The organism is Pseudomonas sp. OA65, assembly GCF_017498305.1.
In the GTDB taxonomy this organism is placed as follows: domain Bacteria; phylum Pseudomonadota; class Gammaproteobacteria; order Pseudomonadales; family Pseudomonadaceae; genus Aquipseudomonas; species Aquipseudomonas zanjanensis.
Genome location: NZ_JAGDEZ010000004.1, coordinates 133780 through 158510 on the forward strand (window position 1 = coordinate 133780; position 24731 = coordinate 158510).

The 24731-nt window shown below is 61.9% G+C and carries 22 protein-coding genes; 16 read left to right on the forward strand and 6 right to left on the reverse strand.

Going from position 1 to position 24731, the window contains the following annotated elements; translation table 11 throughout:
• Nucleotides 1-61 precede the first annotated feature (61 nt).
• A complete protein-coding gene (locus J3361_RS04930; RefSeq protein ID WP_207962967.1) occupies nt 62-2509 on the forward strand; it encodes a penicillin-binding protein 1A in 2448 nt (815 codons plus the stop codon).
• A gap of 353 nt (nt 2510-2862) precedes the next feature.
• Here the strand turns inward: J3361_RS04930 and J3361_RS04935 are convergent, their stop codons facing one another.
• From J3361_RS04935 to rpmE, 3 genes are all read right to left on the reverse strand, one after another.
• Complete coding sequence (locus J3361_RS04935; protein WP_207962968.1) at nt 2863-4131, reverse strand: malic enzyme-like NAD(P)-binding protein; 1269 nt, start codon at nt 4129-4131, stop codon at nt 2863-2865.
• Between the two features lie 184 nt (nt 4132-4315).
• On the reverse strand, nt 4316-5128 hold the full coding sequence (locus J3361_RS04940) for a thermonuclease family protein (RefSeq protein WP_207962969.1): 813 nt from the start codon (nt 5126-5128) through the stop codon (nt 4316-4318).
• An 11-nt stretch (nt 5129-5139) separates the two neighbouring features.
• Entirely contained in the window at nt 5140-5364 is a 225-nt protein-coding gene (gene rpmE / locus J3361_RS04945) for a 50S ribosomal protein L31 (RefSeq protein ID WP_053117645.1), read from the reverse strand.
• A gap of 291 nt (nt 5365-5655) precedes the next feature.
• Between rpmE and J3361_RS04950 the strand changes: the two genes are divergently transcribed.
• From J3361_RS04950 to J3361_RS04995, 10 genes are all read left to right on the forward strand, one after another.
• The gene (locus tag J3361_RS04950; protein ID WP_207962970.1) at nt 5656-7875 is read left to right on the forward strand and encodes a primosomal protein N'; all 2220 of its coding nucleotides are present in this window, start codon (nt 5656-5658) and stop codon (nt 7873-7875) included.
• Between the two features lie 243 nt (nt 7876-8118).
• Nucleotides 8119-9855: an arginine--tRNA ligase gene (gene argS, locus J3361_RS04955; RefSeq protein ID WP_207962972.1), complete on the forward strand. Its 1737-nt coding sequence runs from the start codon at nt 8119-8121 to the stop codon at nt 9853-9855.
• 1 nt (nt 9856) lies between these two features.
• Nucleotides 9857-10561 carry an SPOR domain-containing protein gene (locus tag J3361_RS04960; RefSeq protein WP_039592418.1) on the forward strand — a complete coding sequence of 235 codons (705 nt, stop codon included), beginning with the start codon at nt 9857-9859 and terminating at the stop codon, nt 10559-10561.
• A gap of 275 nt (nt 10562-10836) precedes the next feature.
• Complete coding sequence (gene hslV, locus J3361_RS04965) at nt 10837-11367, forward strand: ATP-dependent protease subunit HslV (protein WP_003196958.1); 531 nt, start codon at nt 10837-10839, stop codon at nt 11365-11367.
• 50 nt (nt 11368-11417) lie between these two features.
• Nucleotides 11418-12755, forward strand: a complete 1338-nt coding sequence (gene hslU, locus J3361_RS04970; protein WP_207962974.1) for an ATP-dependent protease ATPase subunit HslU — start codon at nt 11418-11420, stop codon at nt 12753-12755.
• Between the two features lie 81 nt (nt 12756-12836).
• Nucleotides 12837-13214, forward strand: coding sequence for a DUF971 domain-containing protein (locus tag J3361_RS04975; RefSeq protein ID WP_207962976.1), 378 nt, complete (start codon nt 12837-12839; stop codon nt 13212-13214).
• 277 nt (nt 13215-13491) lie between these two features.
• Nucleotides 13492-15171, forward strand: a complete 1680-nt coding sequence (phaC, locus tag J3361_RS04980; RefSeq protein ID WP_207962978.1) for a class II poly(R)-hydroxyalkanoic acid synthase — start codon at nt 13492-13494, stop codon at nt 15169-15171.
• A 91-nt stretch (nt 15172-15262) separates the two neighbouring features.
• Nucleotides 15263-16120 (forward strand): poly(3-hydroxyalkanoate) depolymerase, encoded by an 858-nt coding sequence (gene phaZ, locus J3361_RS04985; RefSeq protein WP_003186648.1) that lies wholly within the window; start codon nt 15263-15265, stop codon nt 16118-16120.
• 112 nt (nt 16121-16232) lie between these two features.
• Entirely contained in the window at nt 16233-17915 is a 1683-nt protein-coding gene (gene phaC / locus J3361_RS04990) for a class II poly(R)-hydroxyalkanoic acid synthase (protein ID WP_207962980.1), read from the forward strand.
• 60 nt (nt 17916-17975) lie between these two features.
• A complete protein-coding gene (locus tag J3361_RS04995; protein ID WP_207962982.1) occupies nt 17976-18596 on the forward strand; it encodes a TetR/AcrR family transcriptional regulator in 621 nt (206 codons plus the stop codon).
• Between the two features lie 218 nt (nt 18597-18814).
• Here J3361_RS04995 and J3361_RS05000 read toward each other — a convergent pair whose 3' ends face one another.
• The 3 genes from J3361_RS05000 to J3361_RS05010 form a co-directional block, all read right to left on the reverse strand.
• Nucleotides 18815-19750, reverse strand: coding sequence for a phasin family protein (locus J3361_RS05000; RefSeq protein WP_207962984.1), 936 nt, complete (start codon nt 19748-19750; stop codon nt 18815-18817).
• A 10-nt stretch (nt 19751-19760) separates the two neighbouring features.
• On the reverse strand, nt 19761-20183 hold the full coding sequence (locus tag J3361_RS05005) for a phasin family protein (protein ID WP_207962985.1): 423 nt from the start codon (nt 20181-20183) through the stop codon (nt 19761-19763).
• A 254-nt stretch (nt 20184-20437) separates the two neighbouring features.
• Entirely contained in the window at nt 20438-20713 is a 276-nt protein-coding gene (locus tag J3361_RS05010; RefSeq protein WP_053117622.1) for a polyhydroxyalkanoic acid system family protein, read from the reverse strand.
• 155 nt (nt 20714-20868) lie between these two features.
• On the opposite strand from J3361_RS05010, the gene ubiE reads away from it, so the two are divergent.
• The 5 genes from ubiE (at nt 20869) to J3361_RS05035 (ending at nt 24719) form a co-directional block, all read left to right on the forward strand.
• Nucleotides 20869-21639, forward strand: coding sequence for a bifunctional demethylmenaquinone methyltransferase/2-methoxy-6-polyprenyl-1,4-benzoquinol methylase UbiE (ubiE, locus tag J3361_RS05015; protein WP_207962986.1), 771 nt, complete (start codon nt 20869-20871; stop codon nt 21637-21639).
• Nucleotides 21639-22256, forward strand: a complete 618-nt coding sequence (locus J3361_RS05020) for an SCP2 domain-containing protein (RefSeq protein ID WP_207962987.1) — start codon at nt 21639-21641, stop codon at nt 22254-22256. The genes ubiE and J3361_RS05020 overlap by 1 nt, the downstream gene beginning before the upstream one ends.
• A 3-nt stretch (nt 22257-22259) precedes the next feature.
• Complete coding sequence (gene ubiB / locus J3361_RS05025) at nt 22260-23864, forward strand: ubiquinone biosynthesis regulatory protein kinase UbiB (RefSeq protein ID WP_207962991.1); 1605 nt, start codon at nt 22260-22262, stop codon at nt 23862-23864.
• Between the two features lie 131 nt (nt 23865-23995).
• A complete protein-coding gene (hisI, locus tag J3361_RS05030; RefSeq protein ID WP_003196931.1) occupies nt 23996-24394 on the forward strand; it encodes a phosphoribosyl-AMP cyclohydrolase in 399 nt (132 codons plus the stop codon).
• Nucleotides 24387-24719 (forward strand): phosphoribosyl-ATP diphosphatase, encoded by a 333-nt coding sequence (locus tag J3361_RS05035; RefSeq protein ID WP_186706101.1) that lies wholly within the window; start codon nt 24387-24389, stop codon nt 24717-24719. The genes hisI and J3361_RS05035 overlap by 8 nt, the downstream gene beginning before the upstream one ends.
• Nucleotides 24720-24731 lie beyond the last annotated feature (12 nt).

Here is a 24731-nt window from a genome sequence, read left to right on the forward strand (position 1 = left end):
AGCACGGGTCCATCCCTGCACCTGGCGCCTTTTTCATTCTTTGCCTGGATATCCAAAAGCCTTGATTCGTCTGCTGAAATTTTTCGGATGGTCCATCGTCGCTGTTTTCTGCGGACTGCTCTTGGGCCTGAGCGGTGCTTTTCTTTACCTTAGTCCGGGATTGCCGTCCGTGGAGGCGCTGAGAAGTATTCAGTTGCAGATTCCTTTGCGGGTGTACAGCAGCGATGACAAGTTGATCGCCGAATTTGGCGAAATGCGCCGCACACCGATCCGTTTCGCCGACATTCCCCCCAATTTCATCAATGCGTTACTAAGTGCTGAAGACGATAACTTCGCCAACCACTACGGCGTCGACCCTGGCAGCCTGATGCGCGCGGCCAGCCAGTTGGTCAAGAGCGGGCACATCCAGTCCGGCGGCAGCACCATCACCATGCAGGTGGCCAAGAACTTCTTCCTGACCAGCGAGCGCAGCTTTTCGCGCAAGACCACCGAGATCCTCCTGGCCCTGCAGATCGAACGGCAACTGACCAAGGATGAAATCCTTGAGCTGTACGTGAACAAGATTTACCTGGGCAACCGCGCCTACGGCATCGAGGCGGCGGCGCAGGTGTATTACGGCAAGTCGATCCGCGATGTGAGCCTGGCGCAGATGGCGATGATCGCCGGCCTGCCCAAGGCACCGTCGCGCTTCAACCCGCTGGCCAACCCGGCGCGCAGCAAGGAACGCCGCGACTGGATCCTGGGGCGCATGTACAAGCTCGGCAAGATCACCGAGGCCGACTACACCGCCGCGATCAATGAGCCGCTGAACGCCAGTTATCACGTGCCGACCCCGGAAGTGAACGCCCCTTACATCGCCGAGATGGCACGTGCCGAGATGGTCGGGCGCTATGGCAGCGACGCCTACACCGAAGGTTTCCGCGTCACCACCACGGTGCCGAGCAACTTGCAGGAAATGGCCAACACCGCGCTGCACGAGGGCCTGATGACCTACGACCAGCGCCACGGCTACCGGGGCCCTGAATCGCGCCTGCCGGGCAAGACCAAGGAAGCCTGGGCCCAGGAACTGACCAAGCAACGCACCATCAGCAGCCTGGAACCGGCGATCGTCACCTCGGTGGACAAGGACGGCATCAAGGTGCTGACCCGCAGCGGCGAGGCGGAAGAACATGTGGCCTGGGACACCATGAAATGGGCCCGTCCGTTTCTCAACACCAACAGCATGGGCGCCAACCCGCGGCAACCGTCGGATGTGGCCCAGGTCGGCGACCTGATCCGAGTGCAGCGCCAGCCGGACAATTCCCTCAAGTTCAGCCAGATCCCGGCCGCCCAGGGCGCACTGGTATCCCTCGACCCGCAGAACGGTGCTATCCGCTCGTTGGTGGGCGGCTTCGCCTTCGAGCAGAGCAATTACAACCGCGCCCTGCAGGCCAAGCGCCAGCCAGGCTCCAGCTTCAAGCCATTCGTCTACAGCGCCGCCCTGGATAACGGCTACACCGCCGCCAGCCTGGTGAACGATGCGCCGATCGTGTTCGTCGATGAGTATCTGGACAAGGTCTGGCGACCGAAGAACGACACCAATACGTTCCTGGGCCCGATTCGCCTGCGCGAAGCCTTGTACAAGTCCCGCAACCTGGTATCCATCCGCCTGCTGCAGGCGCTGGGCGTGGATCGCACCATCGACTACATCAGCAAGTTCGGCTTCAACAAGCAGGACCTGCCGCGCAACCTGTCCCTGGCCTTGGGCACCGCGACCCTGACGCCGATGGAAATCGCCACGGGCTGGAGCACGTTCGCCAACGGCGGCTACAAGATCACTCCGTATATCATCGACAAGATCGAAAGTCGCAATGGCGAGACTTTGTTCGTCGCCAACCCGCCACGGGTCCCCACGGGCGAGCAGGCCAGCGATGGCGTCGCCGCACCGTCCACCGAGACGTTCACGGTCAATGCGACACCAGGCGAAGCCGCGACGGCCCCAGGCCTGCCGCAAGCGCCCGCCGTCGCTGAGCGCATTGTCGATGGCCGCACTACCTACATTCTCAACAGCATGCTCCAGGATGTGATCAAGCTCGGCACCGGCCGTCGCGCCTTGGCCCTGGGCCGCACTGACCTGGCGGGCAAGACCGGCACCACCAACGAATCCAAGGACGCCTGGTTCTCCGGCTACAACGCCGACTACGTGACCACCGTCTGGACTGGTTTCGACCAGCCTGAAAGCCTGGGTCGCCGCGAGTTCGGCGGCACCGTGGCACTGCCGATCTGGATGAATTACATGAGCGCCGCCCTCAAGGACAAACCACCACACACCCAGCCGGAGCCGGAAGGCATCCTCAGCCTGCGGGTCGATCCGGTCAGCGGCCGCGCGGCCACGCCAGGCACCCCAGGAGCGTACTTCGAGCTGTTCAAGAGCGAAGACACGCCGCCGTCGGTCAACGAGCTGGGCAACGGCGTCGCCCCGGGCAGCCCGCTGCCGGCGGATGAAGCGGCACCGATCGATTTGTTCTGACCCATCCACATCCCTGTGGGAGCCAAGCTTGCTCGCGATGGCGCCAGCCCAGGCAACCCAAAACCCGTGGCGAGGGCGCTTGCTCCCGCTGGCCTGCGCAGCGGGCCCTGCATGTTTATAGACCGACCGCATTGCCCGGTTTGCGACTGCTGCGCAGCCGAGCGGGAGCAAGCTCCCTCGCCACAGGGTTGGATTGAGGCTCGAGCGTTGGGCTGAGAGGCCCGGGGTGAATTGAAGACAGTCATCGCGAGCAAGCTCGGCTCCCACAGGGGATCTGCGGTGCTCATACAAAACCGGCACAAAAAAGCCCCGACTCACAGAGCCGGGGCTTTTTGTTGAAGCGCTACAACGGCTTAGCCGTTAAACACGTCATCCACGCTCTTGAGCGGGTAGTTCTTCGGATACGGCAGGGTGGCCACGCCCGTCTCGATGGCGGCCTTGGCCACGGCGTCGGAGATCAGGGTGATCAGGCGCGCGTCCATTGGTTTCGGGATGATGTACTCACGACCGAATTCCAGCTTGATGCCGCCGTAGGCGTCGCATACTTCCTGAGGCACCGGCAGCTTGGCCAGTTCGCGCAGGGCGTTGGCGGCCGCGACTTTCATTTCTTCGTTGATGCGCTTGGCGCGAACGTCCAGGGCACCACGGAAGATGAACGGGAAACCCAGTACGTTGTTGACCTGGTTCGGGTAATCCGAACGGCCGGTGGCCATGATCACGTCGTTACGGGTCGCGTGAGCCAGTTCCGGAGCGATTTCCGGGTCCGGGTTCGAGCAGGCGAACACGATTGGGTTCGGTGCCATGCGCAGCAGGTTTTCCGCGCTCAGCAGGTTCGGGCCCGACAGGCCGACGAACACATCGGCACCGTCCAGCGCGTCCGCCAGGGAGCGCTTGTCGGTCGCGTGGGCGAACACGGCTTTGTACTGGTTCAGGTCATCACGGCCGGAGTGAATCACGCCGGTACGGTCGACCATGAAGATGTTTTCGATCTTGGCGCCCATGCTCACCAGCAACTTCATGCAGGAGATGGCCGCAGCGCCGGCACCCAGGCAGACGATCTTGGCTTCCGGCAGGGTCTTGCCGGCGATTTCCAGGGCGTTGATCATGCCGGCCGCGGTAACGATCGCGGTGCCGTGCTGGTCATCGTGGAATACCGGAATGTCGCACTGTTCGATCAGGGCGCGCTCGATCTCGAAGCACTCAGGTGCCTTGATGTCTTCCAGGTTGATGCCACCGAAGGTGATGGAGATACGCTTGACGGTGTCGATGAAGGCCTGCGGGCTCTCGGAATCGACTTCGATGTCGAATACGTCGATACCGGCGAAGCGCTTGAACAGCACGCCCTTGCCTTCCATGACTGGCTTGGAAGCCAATGGGCCGAGGTTACCCAGGCCGAGGATCGCGGTGCCATCGGAAATGACTGCAACCAGGTTGCCTTTACCGGTGTATTTGTAGGCCAGTTCAGGGTCGCGAGCGATTTCGCGGACTGGTTCGGCTACGCCGGGGCTGTAGGCCAGCGACAAATCGCGAGCAGTAGCGGTGGCCTTGGTGAGCTCGACACTCAGCTTTCCTGGACGAGGATGAGCGTGATATTCGAGAGCGGCAGTTTTCAGATCAGACATGTGGGCATTCCGCTTTTTACTGTGTTGGACAGACGGACCGCCGAGGATACGCGCCTCGCAAAGTCCCCACAAGACTGACCAGTCACTGCTGTCAAGCGCCCTGCCCTACGACTTTGGGCCAAGAGCCGCGAAACACAAGGGCTACATGCATACAATATAACGACGAAATGTCTACAATTTTTTCCTACAGGACTGCTTCCAGCATGGCCGGATCGGTCAACGGCAACATCCATCGAGCTTGCCCGGCTTTGTTTCCGCCACGCCGCGCGCGGTCGATAACCCAGCCACGCGCCTCGATCGTCCGTCCTTTGAGCCGCTCCAGGGCCGAGGCATCAAAACGTCTCTGCAAATTGGGCGCAATGTGCAGGACAACCGCACCCTGCAATTCAATCCAGATGCCACCGCGATTGCGTTGAACACTCTCTACTCGCCCACGGGTCAGCACGAAGCCGGGGGCATTGATCTGCTCCGCTCGCACCACGGGGGATTTTTTCCAAACACCTGATCCGGCCTGGCGCGCATGACGTTCGGCCATTTGCTGGCAGCTGACCAGGTCGACGTTGGGCGCGACTGCCACCAGAAACCCCAACCCCTCGGCAATCAATCGCTCTTCGAGGTTCTCGCCCTGGGCGTTGTAGACATGGGCCAGTGTGCGACCGTAATTATCCCGATCGTCCTTGCCAGGCAATACGCCCACCCGGCCACCGCTGGCAGCCACCAGTGCCTCGAGTCGCTGGCGCGCCGCCACGGCGAACGGTTCGTCGGCGCGGCCGCGCTTGCCCAACTCAGGGCTATTGAGGCCGATCATCCGAATGCGTCGGCCATCCTCCAGGTACAAGGTGTCGCCATCCACCACGCGCTGAACCGCCACTTGGGGCAGGTTGCCCGGCGAAGGGCAGGCCGCCTGGGCACCGCAGAGCCAAATCGCAGACACAAAAAAGGCGCCCGCGAGGGACGCCTTCTTTATCAGTCTGGAGCAGTCGAGACGACCATCCAAAATGATCAGCCTCAGGCTTTTGGAGTAACTTTGCCGAAAGCACCGAAACGATCGGCGAACTTCTGAACGCGGCCGCCGGTATCCAGAGTCTTTTGCTTACCGGTGTAGAACGGGTGGCATTCGTTGCAAACGTCGATCGCCAGGGCTTTGCCGTAGGTCGAACGCGTTTCGAACTTGTTGCCGCAGCTGCAGGTTACGGCAATTTCTGGGTATTCCGGATGGATATCGGTTTTCATGCTGTTTTCCTCAGGCTAGCGTGCCGCCACCCAACACTATTGTTGAATACCGCACGTAATTAGGCCGCGGATTCTACCAGACATCGTCATTCGCGCAAGCTATGCCTTGTACCAACCGTCTGCTAGGCTCCCGGCCTCATGCGCAAGCTCTTTTGTGGGAGCGAGCCTGCTCGCGAAGGCAGTGGGTCAGTTACATCAGTATTGCCTGACACTCCGCTTTCGCGAGCAGGCTCGCTCCCATAAGGATCGCGCCAGTTTTCTGAATTTGCTTGTTTATCGAGACCCTCTCGCGTGCCCGACGCCATCCTGCGCCTCGCCCTGCCTTCGCCCCTGCGCCGTCTGTTCGATTACCGCGCCCCGGCCGGGGTCCTGCGCGCCCAGTTGCAGCCGGGCATGCGCCTGCGGGTGCCGTTCGGCCGGCGGGAGATGATCGGTATCCTGGTGGAGGTCACGGACCACAGCGAGGTCCCGGCCGACAAGCTCAAACCGGCCCTGGCGCTGCTCGATGCCACGCCGCCGCTGCCCGCCTCGCTGTTCAAGTTGTGCCTGTGGACGTCCCAGTATTACCAGCACAGCCTCGGCGATACCCTGAGTTGGGCGCTGCCGGTGCTGCTGCGCCAGGGCGAGTTGGCCGAGGCACGCCAGGAGCGGTTCTGGTCGGTGGCCCCGGGGGCCTCGCTGGACGATCCGCGCATCGCTCGCGCCCCGCGCCAACGCGAAGCCTTGGCGACCCTGGCCCAGCATCCCCACGGCGTTGCCCATCAACTGCTGAGCAAGTTGATGCTCAGCAAGGACAGCCTCGATTTGTTGCTGGCCAAGGATCTGGTCCAGGTGGAAATCCGCCGGCACGCCCCCGGCGCCCGCCATGAACATTGGCTGGCCCAGCCGGAACTGCCGCTCAACGCCGAACAGCGGGCCGCTTGCGAAGCGATTCGCGCAGGTTTCGACAGTTACCACGCCTTTTTGCTGGCGGGCGTCACCGGCAGCGGCAAGACCGAGGTCTACCTGCAACTGATCCGCCAGACGTTGGAGGCCGGCAAGCAGGCCCTGGTGCTGATTCCGGAAATCAACCTTGGCCCCCAAACCCTGGCGCGCTTCGAGCAACGCTTCAATGCGCGGATCGCCCTGGTGCACTCGGCGGTCAACGACCGTGAACGCTTGGAAGCCTGGCTCGCCGCCCGCGACGGCGAGGCGGACATCATCATCGGCACCCGCTCGGCGCTGTTCACGCCAATGAAGAACCCTGGCCTGATCATCATCGACGAAGAGCACGACGGTTCCTATAAACAGCAGGAAGGCCTGCGCTATCACGCCCGCGACCTGGCATTGGTGCGCGCCCGCCAGGAGAACATCCCGATTGTGCTCGGCTCGGCCACGCCCTCACTGGAAAGCCTGCACAACGCCTACACCGGCCGCTACGGCCTGCTGCGCCTCAACGAACGGGCCGGCGGCGCCAAGCAACCACGTTTCCTGCGCCTGGACGTAAAAAGTCGGCCACTGGACAGCGGCATTTCCGGGCCGATGCAGCAAGCCATCGGCCAGACCCTGGCCGCCGGGCAACAGGTCCTGGTGTTCCTCAATCGTCGCGGTTTTGCCCCGACCCTGCTGTGTCACGACTGCGGCTGGATGTCTGGCTGCGAACGCTGTGACGCGCGGATGACCGTGCATCAACGCCACGGCGAGCTGCGCTGTCACCATTGCGGACACGTCGAGCGCGTGCCACGGCATTGCCCACAGTGCGGCAAAGTGGACTTGCGCCCGGTCGGCGCCGGCACCGAACGCGCCGAAGAACGGCTGGGCATCCTGTTTCCGGATTACCCGGTCTTGCGAGTGGATCGCGACAGCACCTCGCGCAAGGACGCGATGAACCAACTGTTCGCCACGATCCAGAAGGGCCAGCCGTGCATATTGGTGGGCACGCAGATGCTCGCCAAGGGGCATCACTTCCCACGGGTCACCCTGGTGTCGATCCTTGACGCCGATGGCGGGCTATTCTCCGGCGACTTCCGCGCCAGCGAGCGCATGGCGCAGTTGATCGTCCAGGTCGCGGGCCGGGCCGGACGGGCCGAGGAACCGGGCAAAGTGATTATCCAGACGCACCTGGCCGATCACCCGCTGCTGATCCAACTGACCGAACAAGGTTATTTCGCCTTCGCCGAACAGGCCTTGAGCGAACGCCGCAGCGCCGGCCTGCCGCCCTTTGCCCACCTGGCGCTGTTGCGGGCCGAAGCCCACAAGCCGGGGCAGGCCGAAGGTTTCCTCGATGAGGCGTGCAGCGAGGCAGAGCGCTTGCTTGCGGAGCAGAATCTCACCGGCATCGAACTCTTGGGCCCGGTCCCGGCGCCGATGGAGCGGCGGGCCGGGCGCTATCGCGCGCAGCTTTTATTACAGGCCAATGCCCGGGCGCCGTTGCATCGATTGTTAAGTGCATGGCTGCTGGCGCTGGAACAGATGCCCAGCGGGCGGGCGGTGCGCTGGTCGCTGGATGTGGATCCGGTGGATTTGTATTGACCACTGCCCCCCTGTGGGAGCGGGCTTGCTCGCGAAGGCGGTGGGTCAGTTGCGGTGATATTGGCTGTGCCACCGCTTTCGCGAGCAAGCCCGCTCCCACAGGGTCCGAGTGCATGCTGACCATCTGGAATAGTTACCAACCAACCCGCTACAGTTGGCAAGCTCGCCCGCGCCACGGATAATGCCCAGTTTTTCCACCAGCGCATCTATGCGCCGCCGCGCCTGCGGTTGAAAGAGAAGACCATGAAAGACACCATTCGCCAGCTCATCCAGCAAGCCATCACCCAACTCGTCACTGAAGGTGTGCTGCCAGAAGGCCTGTCGCCGGCGATTCAGGTCGAGAACACCCGCGACAAGACCCACGGCGACTTCGCCAGCAACATCGCGATGATGCTCGCCAAGCCGGCCGGCATGAAACCGCGCGACCTGGCGGAAAAAATCATCGCCGCGCTGCCGGCCGACGAGAACGTCAGCAAGGCTGACATCGCCGGCCCCGGGTTCATCAATTTCTTCCAGAACACGCAAGCCCTGGCTTCGCGCCTGGACGCGGCCCTGGCCGACGAACGCATCGGCGTGCGCAAGGCCGGCCCGTTGCAGCGCACCGTGGTCGACCTCTCGGCCCCCAACCTCGCCAAGGAAATGCACGTCGGCCACCTGCGCTCGACCATCATCGGCGACGGCGTGGCTCGCGTACTGGAGTTTCTTGGCGACACCGTGATCCGCCAGAACCACGTCGGCGACTGGGGCACCCAGTTCGGCATGCTGATGGCCTATCTTCAGGAAAACCCGATCACCAGCGATGAGCTGTCGGACTTGGAGAACTTCTACCGCGCCGCCAAGCAACGCTTCGACGAGTCGCCGGAGTTCGCCGACCGCGCCCGTGGCCTGGTGGTCAAGCTGCAGGCCGGCGATGCCGAGTGCCTGGCGCTGTGGGCCAAGTTCAAGGACATCTCCCTGTCCCATTGCCAGAAAATCTACGAGCTGCTGAACGTCAAATTGACCATGGCCGACGTGATGGGCGAAAGCGCCTACAACGACGATCTGGTCAACGTGGTCAACGACCTCCGGGCCAAAGGCATGCTGGTGGAAAGCAACGGCGCCCAGTGCGTGTTCCTCGACCAGTTCAAGACCGCTGATGGCGAGCCGCTGCCGGTGATCATCGTCAAGGCCGACGGCGGCTACCTCTACGCCACCACCGACCTGGCAGCCGTGCGCTACCGCAACGGCGTGCTCAAAGCCGATCGCGTGCTGTATTTCGTCGACCAGCGCCAGGCCCTGCACTTCCAGCAAGTGTTCGAAGTGGCACGCCTGGCCGGCTTCGTGACTCATCCGATGGAGATGGAGCACATGGGCTTCGGCACCATGAACGGTGCCGACGGCCGTCCGTTCAAGACCCGCGACGGCGGCACGGTGAAGCTGATCGACCTGCTGACCGAAGCCCAGGACCGCGCCTACAGCCTGGTCAAGGGCAAGAACCCGGACCTGGCCGAAGACGAACTGCGCAAGATCGCCAAAGTGGTGGGTATCGACGCGGTGAAATACGCCGACCTGTCCAAGCACCGCACCAGCGACTACAGCTTCAACTTCGACCTGATGCTCAACTTCGAAGGCAACACCGCGCCGTACCTGCTGTACGCCTATACCCGTGTGGCAGGGGTGTTCCGCAAGCTCGGCAAAGGCTTCAATGAAATAGACGGCCAGATTGTGCTCGAGGCCCCGCACGAGCAGGAGCTGGCGGCGAAACTGGCGCAGTTCGGCGAAGTGCTGAACAACGTCGCCGACAAGGGCACGCCGCACACGCTGTGCGCCTACCTGTACGATGTCGCCGGCCTGTTCTCCAGCTTCTACGAGAACTGCCCGATCCTCAACGCGCAAACCCCGGAGCAAATGCAGAGCCGCTTGCGCCTCGCCGCATTGACCGGGCGCACGCTCAAGCAAGGCCTGGAACTGCTCGGCCTGGAAACCCTGGAGCGCATGTAAGTTGGCCGCCAAGAAAAAACCGGCACCCAAGCGCGGCGCCAGTCGTTACCAGCCTCCAGCCAAACAGCCGATTCCGGGCTGGTTGTGGATGGCCATCGGCCTGACCGTCGGCGCGTTCATTGTGTTTTTGATGAAGCTGGAGCCGGGCCAGGGCGATGACGTCAAGCGCGTCCGCCAAGAGCAGCAGAAAGCCACGCGTATCGCCGAGGCCAACAAGACCCCGCCGAGCCCGACGCAACCGGTGAAGCCGAAGTACGACTTCTACACCCTGCTGCCGGAATCGGAAGTCATCGTGCCGCCCGAGGCCGTGCCGGAGAAAACCCTGCCGACGCCGCAAGTGCCGCAGGTGCCTACCACGCCGGTGACCCCGGCCGAAGCGGCGAAAATCGACACCGCCCGCGCCCAGGCGGCCCTGGCCGGCATCACGCCGCCACCGGCCCCGCCCGTGCAGAAAGCCGCGCCGGTGACGAAGTTCTTCCTGCAAGCCGGTTCGTTCCGCAAGGAAGCCGACGCCGACAAGGTCCGCGCGCAGATCATTCTGCTGGGCCAATCGGTGTCCGTGGAGTCCGGGACAGTGAAGGAAGAAACCTGGTACCGAGTATTGGTCGGGCCGTTCAGCAACCGCGAGGAACTGACCAAGGCCCAGAAACTATTGGCGGGCAGCGGCTTCAGCAACCTGTTGTTACAACAACGTCAGAGCCGCTGATTTCCGCATCCCTCTGGTACCGATTGATGGCGACAGCCTTTTGTGGCGAGGGAGCTTGCTCCCGCTGGGCTGCGTAGCAGCCCCAAAAGCTTGGGACCGCTGCGCGCTCCAGCGGGAGCAAGCTCCCTCGCCACAATGAATGCCTTTGCCACAAACTTGATTGGCCCTCGGGACGCCACTCGTCCCCTGCCCCACCCCGTAGTTGAAAAACCCCACGCCACCCCCATATGAGTTCCATCCGGGCATTTTCGCCCCGCTGCGTGGAGACTCTTCCCTTGACCACCATCGTTTCAGTCCGCCGTCATGGCAAAGTCGTCATGGGCGGCGACGGCCAGGTTTCACTGGGCAACACCGTGATGAAAGGCAACGCGAAAAAAGTCCGCCGCCTGTATCACGGCGAGGTCATCGCCGGTTTCGCCGGGGCCACCGCCGACGCCTTCACGCTGTTCGAGCGTTTCGAAGGTCAGCTTGAAAAACACCAGGGCCACCTGGTCCGCGCCGCCGTGGAGTTGGCCAAGGAATGGCGCACCGACCGCTCCCTGAGCCGCCTCGAAGCCATGCTCGCGGTCGCCAACAAGGACGCCTCTTTGATCATCACCGGCAACGGCGACGTCGTTGAGCCCGAGGATGGCTTGATCGCCATGGGTTCCGGCGGAGCCTACGCCCAGGCCGCAGCCAGCGCCTTGCTGAAAAAGACCGACCTGTCGGCCCGCGAGATCGTCGAGACTGCCTTGGGCATCGCCGGCGACATCTGTGTCTTCACCAACCACACCCAGACCATTGAGGAGCAGGACCTCGCCGAATAAGCCTGCGCCCCGCGCACTGGCTCATTCTTGCTTGAGGACCGCCAATTATTATGTCCATGACTCCCCGCGAAATCGTCCACGAACTCAACCGCCACATCATCGGCCAGGACGATGCCAAGCGCGCCGTCGCCATCGCCCTGCGTAACCGCTGGCGCCGGATGCAGCTGCCCGAAGAGCTGCGCGTCGAAGTAACCCCCAAGAACATCCTGATGATCGGCCCGACCGGTGTCGGCAAGACCGAAATCGCCCGTCGCCTGGCCAAGCTCGCCAATGCGCCGTTCATCAAGGTCGAAGCCACCAAGTTCACCGAAGTCGGTTATGTCGGCCGCGACGTCGAGTCGATCATTCGTGATCTGGCCGACGCTGCGATCAAGTTGCTGCGCGAACAGGAAATCACCAAGGTCCGCCACCGCGCCGAAGACGCCGCCGAAGAACGCATCCTCGACGCGCTGCTGCCACCGGCGCGCATGGGCTTCAACGCTGACGCCGCCGCGACCCAGGATTCCAATACCCGCCAGTTGTTCCGCAAGCGCCTGCGCGAAGGCCAGCTGGACGACAAGGAAATCGAGATCGAAGTGGCCGAAATGGCCGGCGTCGACATTTCCGCGCCACCGGGCATGGAAGAAATGACCAACCAGTTGCAGAGCCTGTTCGCCAACATGGGCAAGGGCAAGAAGAAGAGCCGCAAGCTCAAGGTCAAGGAAGCGCTGAAACTGGTGCGCGATGAAGAAGCCGGACGCCTGGTCAACGAAGAAGAGTTGAAGGCCAAGGCACTGGAAGCGGTCGAGCAACATGGCATCGTGTTCATCGACGAGATCGACAAGGTGGCCAAGCGCGGCAATGTCGGCGGCGCCGATGTGTCCCGCGAAGGCGTTCAACGCGACCTGCTGCCGCTGATCGAAGGCTGCACGGTCAACACCAAGCTGGGCATGGTCAAGACCGACCACATCCTGTTCATCGCGTCCGGTGCGTTCCACCTGAGCAAACCGAGCGACCTGGTGCCGGAGCTGCAGGGTCGCCTGCCGATCCGTGTCGAACTCAAGGCACTGACGCCGGAAGACTTCGAACGCATCCTGAGCGAGCCCCATGCGTCGTTGACCGAGCAATATTGCGCGCTGCTCAAGACCGAAGGCCTGAACATCGAGTTCACGCCCGAAGGCATCAAGCGCCTGGCCCAGATTGCCTGGCAGGTCAACGAGAAGACCGAAAACATTGGCGCCCGTCGCCTGCACACGCTGCTCGAACGCTTGCTCGAGGAGGTGTCGTTCAGCGCCGGCGACCTGGCCAGCGCCCACAACGAAGCGCCGATCCTCATCGACGCCGAGTACGTCAACAGCCACCTGGGTGAGCTGGCGCAGAACGAAGACCTGTCGCGGTATATTCTTTAAAGCGGCAAGCTTCTAGCTGCAAGCTGCAAGCAGGTCACCTCTGGCTTGTAGCTTGTAGCTTGTAGCTTGTAAGCTGCTTCCATGACCAAACTCCCCACCGCCATCAACCTGCACAAAGCCTCCAAGACCCTGACGCTCAAATACGCGCCGGACGAGGAGTATCACCTGCCCGCCGAATTCCTGCGGGTGCACTCGCCTTCCGCCGAGGTCCAGGGCCACGGCAAACCCATCCTGCAATACGGCAAGCTCAACGTCGCCCTCACCAAGGTCGAACCGGCCGGCCAGTACGCACTGAAACTGACCTTCGACGACGGCCACGACAGCGGCTTGTTCACCTGGGACTATCTGTACCAGTTGGCGGTGCGCCAGCAAGACTTGTGGAACGATTATCTTGATGAACTCAAGGCCGCCGGAAAAACCCGCGATCCGAACGAGTCCGTCGTCAAGCTGATGCTCTAACTCAAGGGCTGGCGCTTTAGGGCGATTTTTCTAGACTCATCTGCTTGAATGCCCGCGCAGCAACGTCAATGACTGGCCTGCTTGCGAAAAAAATTAAACTCGGGTAACCAATGGAGCTGGCAAGTTCCCTGCAAAGGAACCGGCGAGTTCCTGGCACACGTTTCCTCATTGGCCCTCGATGCGGAATTATTGGTCACCCGAGCAGCGTACCTGGTATCGGCTGTGTGGCTTCACGGCACATCCGGGTACTCGTCTGAAGGACAATGGAGCGTCGTAGATGAGCAACAAGAACAACGATGACCTGAAGTACCAAGCCTCGGAAAATACCCTGGGGTTGAATCCCGTCGTCGGTTTGCGCAGGAAAGACCTGCTGGCCTCTGCCCGGATGGTGCTGACCCAGGCCATCAAGCAACCACTGCACAGCGTCAAGCACGTCGCCCACTTCGGCGTCGAGCTCAAGAACGTCCTGTTCGGCAAGTCCGAGCTGCAACCGGCCGGCGACGACCGTCGCTTCGCCGACCCGGCGTGGAGCCAGAACCCACTCTACAAACGTTACCTGCAAACCTACCTGGCGTGGCGCAAGGAGCTGCACGCCTGGATCGACGACAGCAACCTCTCGCCCGCGGACATCAGCCGCGGGCATTTCGTGATCAACCTGATGACCGAAGCCATGGCCCCGACCAATTCGGCGGCCAACCCGGCGGCGGTCAAGCGTTTCTTCGAAACCGGCGGCAAGAGCCTGCTCGATGGCCTGTCTCACCTGGCCAAGGACCTGGTGCACAACGGCGGAATGCCGAGCCAGGTGAACATGGGCGCATTCGAGGTCGGCAAGAGCCTGGGTGTGACCGAAGGCGCCGTGGTGTTTCGCAACGACGTGCTGGAGCTGATCCAGTACCGGCCCATCACCGAGCAGGTCCACGAGCGACCGCTGCTGGTGGTGCCACCACAGATCAACAAGTTCTACGTCTTCGACCTGAGCCCGGACAAAAGCCTGGCGCGCTTCTGCCTGCGCAGCAACGTGCAGACCTTCATCGTCAGCTGGCGCAACCCCACCAAGGAACAGCGCGAGTGGGGCCTGTCGACCTACATCGAGGCGCTCAAGGAAGCGGTGGACGTGGTCACGGCCATCACCGGCAGCAAGGACGTGAACATGCTCGGTGCCTGCTCCGGCGGCATCACCTGCACCGCGCTGCTGGGCCATTACGCCGCCCTCGGCGAAAAAAAGGTCAATGCCCTGACCTTGCTGGTGAGTGTGCTCGACACGACCCTGGACACCGACGTGGCGCTGTTCGTCGATGAGCAGACCCTGGAAGCGGCCAAGCGCCACTCCTACCAGGCCGGTGTACTCGAAGGCCGCGACATGGCCAAGGTCTTCGCCTGGATGCGCCCCAACGACCTGATCTGGAACTACTGGGTCAACAACTACCTGTTGGGCAACGAACCGCCGGTGTTCGACATCCTGTTCTGGAACAACGACACCACGCGGTTGCCGGCGGCGTTCCACGGCGATCTCATCGAAATGTTCAAGAACAATCCACTGATCCGTCCCAACGCACTGGAAGTGTGCGGCACGCCCATCGACCTCAAGCAGGTCACCGCCGACATCTTCTCCCTGGCTGGCACCAACGACCACATCACGCCATGGAAGTCCTGCTACAAGTCCGCGCAATTATTCGGCGGCAAAGTAGAGTTCGTGCTGTCGAGCAGCGGCCATATCCAGAGCATTCTCAACCCGCCCGGCAACCCCAAGTCGCGCTACATGACCGGCGAGGACATGCCGGCCAAGGCCGAGGACTGGCAGGAAAACTCCACCAAACACACCGACTCCTGGTGGCTGCACTGGCAGGCCTGGCAGGCCGAGCGCTCGGGCAAACTGAAAAAGGCCCCGACCGTGCTGGGCAACAAGGCCTACCCGGCCGGTGAAGCGGCGCCCGGCACCTATGTGCATGAAAGATAGCTATAAGTCTCAAGCTGCAAGCTGCAAGCTGTTCTCTTGGAGCTTGAAGCTTGAAGCTAAAATCTGCTTTTCCACCCCCAGGGCTTGAAGCATGCCGCAACCGTACATCTTCCGTACCGTCGATCTGGATGGCCAGACCTTGCGCACCGCGGTACGTCCCGGCAAGCCTCACTTGACGCCATTGCTGATTTTCAACGGCATCGGCGCCAACCTGGAGCTGGTGTTCCCGTTCATCCAGGCCCTGGACCCGGACCTGGAAGTCATCGCCTTTGACGTGCCCGGCGTCGGCGGTTCATCGACGCCCAACCGGCCGTATCGCTTTCCGGGCCTGGCCAAACTCACCGCGCGGATGCTCGATTACCTCGACTACGGGCAGGTCAACGTGATCGGCGTGTCCTGGGGGGGCGCCCTGGCCCAGCAGTTCGCCTACGACTACCCGGAGCGCTGCAAGAAGCTGGTATTGGCCGCCACGGCGGCTGGGGCAGTGATGGTGCCGGGCAAACCGAAGGTACTGTGGATGATGGCCAGCCCCCGGCGCTATGTTCAACCGTCCCATGTAATGCGTATTGCACCGCTGATCTACGGCGGTTCGTTCCGCCGCGACCCGAGCCTGGCGGCCAGCCACGCGGCCAAGGTGCGTTCGGCGGGCAAGCTCGGTTATTACTGGCAACTGTTCGCCGGCCTCGGCTGGACCAGCATCCACTGGCTGCACAAGATCCACCAGCCGACCCTGGTGCTGGCCGGCGATGACGACCCGCTGATTCCGCTGATCAACATGCGCATGCTGGCCTGGCGCATTCCCAACGCCCAATTGCACATCATCGATGACGGCCATCTGTTCCTGATCACCCGGGCCGAGGCGGTGGCGCCGATCATCATGAAATTCCTGGAGGAAGAACGTCAGCGCGCGGTGATGCATCCGCATCCCTCGCCGCTGGGCGGTGGCTGAAACCGCCCATTAGCGCCTGGCAGGACGCCGGATTGCGCAGCAAGCCGAAACAGCGACTATGTTGTCTGGTTCGGTGTGTTTGTTTTTAGCCTGATGACGAAGGAGTTGACTCATGCGCGACAAACCGGCGAAGGGCTCCATGCCCGCCCCTGCCAGTTTCATCAACGCACAAAGTGCCGTCACCGGCCTGCGTGGCAGGGACCTGCTGTCCACCTTGCGCAGCGTGGCCGCTCATGGCTTGCGCAACCCAGTGCACAGTGCCCGGCATGCGTTGAAACTGGGCCGTCAATTGGGCCGTGTGCTGCTGGGCGAGACCCTGCACCCCACCAATCCCAACGACCCGCGTTTCGCCGATCCCACCTGGCAGCTCAACCCCTTCTATCGCCGCAGTTTGCAGGCCTATCTGAGCTGGCAAAAACAGGTCAAGAGCTGGATCGACGAAAGCGACATGAGCGAGGACGACCGTGCCCGCGCCCACTTCGCCTTCGCCCTGCTCAACGACGCCGTGGCGCCGTCCAATACCTTGCTCAATCCGCTGGCGGTCAAGGAGCTGTTCAACTCCGGCGGTTCCAGCCTGATTCGAGGCATCAGCCACCTGGTGGACGACCTGCTGCACAACGACGGCTTGCCGCGCCAAACCACGCCCCACGCCTTTGAAATCGGCAAGACCCTGGCGACCACACCCGGCGCGGTGGTGTTTCGCAACGAATTGCTCGAACTGATCCAGTACCGGCCCATGAGCGAAAAGCAGTACGCCAAGCCATTGCTGATCGTCCCGCCGCAAATCAACAAGTTCTACATCTTCGACCTCAGCCCCTCCAACAGCTTCGTCCAGTACGCCCTGAAAAACGGTTTGCAGGTTTTCATCATCAGTTGGCGCAACCCTGATGTACGGCACCGCGAATGGGGCCTGTCCAGCTATGTCGAGGCCACGGAAGAAGCGATGAATGTGTGCCGGGCGATCACCGGCGCCCGCGAGGTCAACCTGATGGGCGCCTGCGCCGGTGGCATGACCATCGCGGCCCTGCAAGGCCACCTGCAAGCCAAGCGCCAGCTGCGCCGGGTCGCCAGCGCCACCTACCTGGTGAGCCTGCTGGACAGCCAGATCGACAGTCCAGCCACACTGTTCATCGACGAGCAGACCCTCGAAGCCGCCAAGCGTCGTTCCTACCAGAAAGGCATCCTCGATGGCCGCGACCTGGCCCGGGTGTTTGCCTGGATGCGCCCCAACGATCTGATCTGGACCTACTTCATCAACAACTACCTGCTGGGCAAGGAGCCGCCGGCCTTCGACATCCTCTACTGGAACAACGACTGCACGCGGCTACCGGCGGCCTACCACGGCGATCTGCTGGACTTCTTCAAGCACAACCCACTGACCCATCCCGGCGGCCTGGAAGTGTGCGGCACGCCCATCGACCTGCAAAAAGTGACGGTGGACAGCTTCAGCGTGGGCGGTATCAACGACCACATCACGCCTTGGGACGCGGTGTATCGCTCAACCCTCCTGTTAGGCGGTGAAAAACGCTTCGTGCTCTCCAACAGCGGCCATGTCCAGAGCATCCTCAACCCGCCAGGCAACCCCAAGGCCAACTACATCGAAAGCGCGAAACTGAGCAGTGACCCGCGAGCCTGGTACTACGACGCCACGCACGTCGAAGGCAGCTGGTGGACCCAATGGCTGGGCTGGATCCAGGCACGCTCCGGCGCCCAGCACGAAACCCAGATGACCTTGGGCAACGCAAATTACCCGCCGCTGGACGCCGCCCCTGGAACCTATGTTCGCGTGCGCTGAAGGCCCCACTCCACGGCCAGGCGCTTGGCCGTGGTACGACCTGATCATTAAGAAGACCGGATGAAAACCCGCGACCGCATCCTTGAGTGTGCCCTGCAATTATTCAACGAAAAGGGCGAGCCGAACGTATCGACGATGGAAGTTGCCAACGAAATGGGCATCAGCCCAGGCAATCTCTACTACCACTTCCATGGCAAGGAACCGCTGATCCTGGGCTTGTTCGAGCGCTTCCAGAGCGAGCTGGCGCCGCTGCTCGACCCACCGGCGGACGCGCAGTTGGCGCCGGAAGACTACTGGCTGTTCCTGCACTTGATCGTCGAGCGCCTGGCCCACTACCGGTTCCTGTTCCAGGACCTGTCCAACCTGGCTGGACGCCTGCCAAAGCTGGCCAAGGGCATCCGCCAGTTGCTCAATGGCCTGAAGCGAACCCTGGCCTCGCTACTGGCGCAACTCAAGGCCCAGGAGTTGCTGGTCAGCGATACCCAGGCCCTGGGGCAGCTGGTGGAACAGATCACCATGACCCTGTTGTTCTCCCTGGACTATCAGCGGATCCTCGGTCGCGAGGGCGAGGTTCGATTGGTGGTGTACCAGATCATGATGCTGGTAGCCCCGCACCTGCCGCCTGCGACCAAAGTGGCGACGGAGCGATTGGCGCTGCGATACCTGGAAGAGCACGACTAACGGCCAGCAGTGGAAGACTATTGTGTGCGAGCTTTGTGGGAGCAAAGCTTGCTCGCGATCCAGGCGCTGCGGTCCTCAAGAGACCGCGGCGTTTTCATCGCGGGCAAGCCTTGCTCCCACAAAGCCCACTCCCACAGGATGGATCCGCAGTGCGTTCAAATGCATACGCATAAAAAAGCCCGGCCTACATAGACCGGGCATTTTTATCAGCCCTGATATCAGGACTGGGTGGAAGGCGTCGTTGGAGTCGGCGCCGGTGCTGGAGTGGCGACCGGAGTTGGAGCCGCGGCGGAGTTCGTCGTGCTCGCCGGGGTTGCCGAAGTTGCCGGTTTCGCAGCGGCGGTGGGTGCCTTGGGTGCGGCAGCTTTTGGCGCGGTCGTTTTTTTCACGGCGGGCTTTTTCGCCGCAGCGGGTTTGGCCGCCGCTTTTGCCGCAGGCTTGGCAGCGGGTTTAGCCGCTGGTTTAGCCGCAGCAGGTTTAGCCGCAGCAGGTTTAGCTGCCGCCGTCTTGGCAGCCGGTTTGGCTGCAGGTTTTGCAGCAGGCTTGGCGGCCGCTTTCGCCGCTACCGGTTTGGCTGCCGCCTTGGCAGCAGGTTTGGCCGCTGCGGTTTTAGCCGCTGGCTTGGCCGCTGCTTTCGCCGCGGGCTTGGCAGCGGGTTTTGCCGCTGCCTTGACCAGTGGCTTGGCTGCCGTTTTGGTCGCCGGCTTGGCCGCTGCTGTCTTGGTCGCCACTGGGGCAACTTTGGCGCCAGTGAGTTTTTCGATCTGCTTGGTCAGTGTGTCGACCTTACTGTGCAGCGCCTTGACTTCATTACGGCTCGGCACGCCCAGGCGGGAGATCGCACTGTTCAGGCGCTTGTCGAAAGCCCCTTCCAGTTCGTCCCATTTGCCCAATGCACGATCTTTCACGCCGCCGATTCGCGACTTGGCGGACTCGGCAGAGTCCTTGGCTGCATCGACTTGTTTGCCGACCGCCGTCTTGGTGAGTTTTTCGGCCTTTTCGCCGTCCTTAACCAGGGACTCGAAGAGCTTGCTGCCGTCAGTGTCGATCTTCGAGTACACGCCTAAACCAGCCAGCCAGATTTTGCGGGAATATTTTTCAATCTTCCCGGCCCACGAGCTGCCTTCTTTTTCTGTGATTTTTTTGCCAGCCATCCCGTTCTCCTTAATGTTTACGCGCGACACGTTCGAGCAATGCTGTCAGCTCATCGAGCTTAGCAGAGAGTGTCTCAACGTCATGTTTAGACGGAATGCCGATACGATTCAAGGCACTTGCAACACGGGCATCGAATACCTTCTCGACTTTATCGAGTTGTACTTCAACCCGAGCCTTGAAAGTGTTGACGTCGGTCTTGGCTTCAATCAATTCGCTGTTGGCCGCTTCAAGTTTCCCGGCAATTTTCTTTTTGCCTTTGGTTTCAATAACTTCGCCAGCTTTTACCAACTCTTGAAAATACTCACCGCCTTCCTGGCCGACCTTCGTGTAGGCGCCCAGGCCCGCCAGCCAGATCTTGCGCGCGTACGTTTTCACGTCGCTGAGCGTGGAAGATTCAACGTCGGTTTTTTTCTTCAGAATAACTTTGGCCATGGTGCACCTCACTCGAAAAAAGGTTTGAGGAACTGCCCGCACACGGTCGGGCTCAGGCACAAAGTAGTGACAATAATTAGAAACGGCACCCTAACAACTGACACAAAACCTGAGGGCGATGATTTTCAATGTGGGAGCGAGCCCGCTCGCGAAGCGGTGTGTCATTCAACATCGATGTTGCTGATCCACCGCATTCGCGAGCAGGCTCGCTCCCACAGTTGATAAGTGATGGACTTCAATCCTCGCCACTTCAATCAAGCCAACGCCTTATCCAACGCCTTTTCGATTTCGCCTTTGATCGTGCCGCTCATGGCCGACATCAACATGCCCAGCTCCACGTCGACGCGGATCGAATCCTCGCCTACGTGCACTTCGCCCTTGACCCCGGACCGCTTGAGTTTCAGGGTATCGCCCACCCACTGCGGCTCCAGGCCATAGCTGTCGGACAACTTCTGCGCCAGCTTGTCGGCCTTCTCTCGCGCCGCTTCCTTGCCCAGGCCATGGGCACGCTCAACAGTTATACGGGCCATCGGGTGACTCCTGTTTTATCGGGACTTGCCTGAACGTTTCAAACCCTGGCTGCGTCAAAACGTCCCGGCGGTTGCCCATCTTACCTTCAGCCTTGCCAAGACAAAGCCCTCCACCGGGATTAGAATGTCCCGCATTCTTTTTTGGTGACCGCGATATGACTGATCAGCGCAAAGGCAGCGATGCCGAACCCACCACTCACTTCGGCTTCAAGAACGTGCCGGAAAGCCAGAAGGCGGAAAAAGTCGCCGAGGTTTTTCACTCCGTAGCGGCCAAGTATGACTTGATGAACGACCTGCTCTCGGGCGGCATGCACCGTCTCTGGAAGCGTTTCGCGATCGAGCTGTCGGGCGTGCGCAGCGGCAATCGCGTGTTGGACATCGCCGGCGGCACGGGCGACCTGACGAAGAAGTTCTCCCACATCGTCGGGCCGACCGGCCAGGTGGTCCTGGCCGACATCAACGAGTCCATGCTCAAGGTCGGTCGCGACCGCCTGCTGGACCTGGGTGTGGCCGGCAATGTCGAGTTCGTCCAGGCCGATGCCGAGAAGCTGCCGTTCCCCGACAACCATTTCGACTGCGTGACCATCGCCTTCGGCCTGCGCAACGTCACCCACAAGGAAGACGCCCTGTGCTCGATGCTGCGCGTGCTCAAGCCCGGCGGCCGCCTGCTGGTGCTGGAATTCTCCAAGCCGACCAACGCGCTGATGTCCAGGGCCTATGACGCCTACTCGTTCGCCTTCATGCCGCTGATGGGCAAGCTGATCACCAACGACTCGGAAAGCTATCGCTACCTGGCCGAATCGATCCGCATGCACCCGAACCAGGAAACCCTGAAGTCGATGATGGTCGAGGCCGGTTTCGACCGCGTGACCTACCACAACATGACCGCAGGCATCGTCGCCCTGCATCGCGGTATCAAACCCTGATGTTGCTCACCGGCCTGCTCGCCAGCGTCGAACTCGGCCTCAACCGGGTGCTGCGCCTGGACAGCACGGCGCTCCCGCGCCTGGCGCACTTGAGCGGCAAAGTGATCGCCGTCGACTGCCGTAGCCCGGCGTTGCGGTTGTTCATCCTGCCCAGCGACGAAGGCCTGATGCTCGCCGCCCATTGGGAAGCCGAAGCGGATTGCACCCTGCGTGCCCCGGCGTCGAGCCTGCTGAACCTGGCCCTGGGCAAGGACAAGAGCGCGGTGCTGCACAGCCCCGACGTCGAGCTCGACGGCGACAGCGGCGTACTGCTGGAACTGGCGGCGATTCTCCAGGACCTGGAGCTGGACTGGGAATACGAAGTGTCCCGCTGGATCGGTCCGGTGGCGACCCAACTGCTGAGCGGCCATCTGCGCAGCCGCCACCGCTGGTATAGCCAGGGCTTCGCCAGCCTGGGACAGAATCTGAGTGAATACCTGGCCGAAGAATCGCGTACCCTCGTAGGCCAACGCGAGGCCCAGGCCCGTTTTGATGAACTGGACCAGGTCAAGCTTGACCTGGAACGTCTCGAGGCGCGTTTCGAGCGCCTTTCCCGATCCCTTGAAACCAAGCGATAACGCATGAAGCTGCTTGCCGTCCGCCGTTTGTTGCGCATCCAGCGCGTCGTGATCCGCTACCGCCTCGATGACCTGCTGTTCGCCCTGCCGCTGCCCTGGTTTCTCCTGGCGCTGCGTTTCGTGCTGCCGTGGCGCTGGTTTCCCCGGCGAACCCTGGACCTGACGCGCGGCGCGCGCTTGCGCCTGGCTCTGCAGGACCTGGGACCGATCTTCATCAAGTTCGGGCAGATCCTCTCGACCCGTCGCGACTTGTTGCCCGAAGACATCGCCGATGAACTGATGCTGCTGCAAGACCGAGTGCCGCCGTTCGATTCCAAGCTGTCGGTGGCACTGATCGAGGAACAGCTGGGCAAGAAGATCAGCGAAGTCTTCAGCCGTTTCGATGTCGAACCCCTGGCCTCGGCCTCCGTGGCCCAGGTTCACGCCGCCCAGCTCAAGAGCGGCGAAGAGGTGGTGGTGAAGGTGATTCGCCCGGGCCTCAAGCCGATCATCGCCCAAGACCTGGCGTGGCTGTTCATCCTCGCCCGTGCCGCCGAGCGGTTATCGGCCGATGCCCGTCTGTTGCACCCGGTGGACGTGGTCCAGGATTACGAAAAAACCATCTACGACGAACTCGACCTGCTGCGCGAGGCCGCCAACGCCAGCCAGTTGCGCCGCAACTTCGAGGGCTCGCCGCTGCTCTATGTGCCGCAAGTCTATTGGGACTGGTGCCGGCCGAAAGTGCTGGTGATGGAGCGCATTTACGGTATCCAGGTGACTGACCTGGCGACCCTGGCCGACCAGCGCACCGACATGAAGCTGCTGGCCGAACGCGGCGTGGAAATCTTCTTCACCCAGGTGTTCCGCGACAGCTTCTTCCACGCCGACATGCACCCGGGCAACATCTTCGTCAGCACCGTGCAGCCGTGGAGCCCGCAGTACATTGCCATCGACTGCGGCATCGTCGGCAGCCTGACCCCTGAAGACCAGGACTACCTGGCCCGCAACCTGTTCGCCTTCTTCAAGCGCGACTACCGTCGCGTCGCGCAACTGCACATCGATTCGGGCTGGGTGCCGGCCGAGACCAAGCTCAACGAATTCGAAGCGGCGATCCGCACCGTGTGCGAACCGATCTTCGAAAAACCGTTAAAAGATATTTCCTTCGGCCAAGTGCTGATGCGCCTGTTCCAGACCGCGCGCCGCTTCAACATGGAAGTCCAGCCACAGTTGGTGCTGTTGCAAAAAACCCTGCTGAACATCGAAGGCCTCGGCCGCCAGTTGTACCCGGACCTCGACCTGTGGAACACCGCACAGCCGTTCCTCGAACGCTGGATGCGCGAGCGCGTCAGCCCAAAAACCTTGCTGGGCAACGTGCAAAGCCAGTTCGAGCAGCTCCCGCACCTGGCCAACATGACCCGCGACCTGCTCGAACGCATGTCCCAGCCCCACGCCCACGACCCGCCGCCGCCGTGGCACCGACGCAAGGACGACTGGCTGTTGCGCCTGCTTGGCGCGGCTCACCTGGGTGGCGGCGCGGTGCTGGCGACCGGCGGGCCGCTGAGCCAACTGGGCCACTGGCCGGCCGGTATCATGATGGTGGTCGGTCTGTATCTGGTCGTTCGTCGATAGCACGGATCAGTTGCAAGCGATAAGCTGCAAGCCTCAAGCTAAAACGGTTGAACCCATCGCTCAACCCAACACAGAATCGCTTTTACTTGCAGCTTGAAGCTTAAAGCTTGCCGCTGCCGTCAGGACCAACGATGAAAAACTGGCAGGACGAGATCAAGTGGGACGCTGACGGCCTGGTGCCGGCCATCGCCCAGGACCACAAGACCGGGCGCGTATTGATGATGGCCTGGATGAACCGCGAAGCACTGGCCCTGACCGCTGCCGAGAACCGCGCCATCTATTGGTCACGTTCCCGTGGCAAGCTGTGGCGCAAGGGTGAAGAGTCCGGCCACGTGCAGCACCTGCACGAGATGCGCCTGGACTGTGACGGCGACGTCATCATCCTGATGGTCGAGCAGGTCGGCGAGATTGCCTGCCACACCGGCCGTCAAAGCTGCTTTTATCGCGTCTTCGAGAACGGCGATTGGAAAACCGTCGACCCGGTGCTCAAGGACCCGCATGCCATTTATTCAGGACATACCCATGAGTGACACCCTGACCCGCCTGGCCCAGGTGCTGGAAGAGCGCAAGGGCGCCGCGGCCGACAGTTCCTATGTCGCCAGCCTGTACCACAAGGGCTTGAACAAGATTCTGGAGAAAGTGGGCGAAGAGTCGATCGAGACCATCCTCGCCGCCAAGGACGCCGCTGTCAGCGGCGACTGCAGCGACGTGATCTACGAGACCGCCGACCTGTGGTTCCACAGCCTGGTCATGCTGGCCCAACTGGGGCAGCATCCGCAGGCCGTACTGGATGAACTGGACCGTCGTTTCGGTCTATCCGGGCACGTCGAGAAAGCCTCGCGCCCGTCCGCCTGATCAATTTTTGAG

Coding starts and splice junctions, on each gene's coding strand:
- argS (WP_207962972.1), top strand. CDS start 8,119: ATGAAAGACACCATTCGCCAGCTCATCCAGCAAGCCATCACCCAACTC.
- J3361_RS04935 (WP_207962968.1), bottom strand. CDS start 4,131: ATGTCTGATCTGAAAACTGCCGCTCTCGAATATCACGCTCATCCTCGT.
- J3361_RS05010 (WP_053117622.1), bottom strand. CDS start 20,713: ATGGCCCGTATAACTGTTGAGCGTGCCCATGGCCTGGGCAAGGAAGCG.
- J3361_RS05005 (WP_207962985.1), bottom strand. CDS start 20,183: ATGGCCAAAGTTATTCTGAAGAAAAAAACCGACGTTGAATCTTCCACG.
- rpmE (WP_053117645.1), bottom strand. CDS start 5,364: ATGAAAACCGATATCCATCCGGAATACCCAGAAATTGCCGTAACCTGC.
- J3361_RS04975 (WP_207962976.1), top strand. CDS start 12,837: ATGACCAAACTCCCCACCGCCATCAACCTGCACAAAGCCTCCAAGACC.
- J3361_RS05035 (WP_186706101.1), top strand. CDS start 24,387: ATGAGTGACACCCTGACCCGCCTGGCCCAGGTGCTGGAAGAGCGCAAG.
- hslU (WP_207962974.1), top strand. CDS start 11,418: ATGTCCATGACTCCCCGCGAAATCGTCCACGAACTCAACCGCCACATC.
- J3361_RS05020 (WP_207962987.1), top strand. CDS start 21,639: ATGTTGCTCACCGGCCTGCTCGCCAGCGTCGAACTCGGCCTCAACCGG.
- ubiE (WP_207962986.1), top strand. CDS start 20,869: ATGACTGATCAGCGCAAAGGCAGCGATGCCGAACCCACCACTCACTTC.
- ubiB (WP_207962991.1), top strand. CDS start 22,260: ATGAAGCTGCTTGCCGTCCGCCGTTTGTTGCGCATCCAGCGCGTCGTG.
- J3361_RS05000 (WP_207962984.1), bottom strand. CDS start 19,750: ATGGCTGGCAAAAAAATCACAGAAAAAGAAGGCAGCTCGTGGGCCGGG.
- hisI (WP_003196931.1), top strand. CDS start 23,996: ATGAAAAACTGGCAGGACGAGATCAAGTGGGACGCTGACGGCCTGGTG.
- phaZ (WP_003186648.1), top strand. CDS start 15,263: ATGCCGCAACCGTACATCTTCCGTACCGTCGATCTGGATGGCCAGACC.
- phaC (WP_207962980.1), top strand. CDS start 16,233: ATGCGCGACAAACCGGCGAAGGGCTCCATGCCCGCCCCTGCCAGTTTC.
- phaC (WP_207962978.1), top strand. CDS start 13,492: ATGAGCAACAAGAACAACGATGACCTGAAGTACCAAGCCTCGGAAAAT.
- J3361_RS04995 (WP_207962982.1), top strand. CDS start 17,976: ATGAAAACCCGCGACCGCATCCTTGAGTGTGCCCTGCAATTATTCAAC.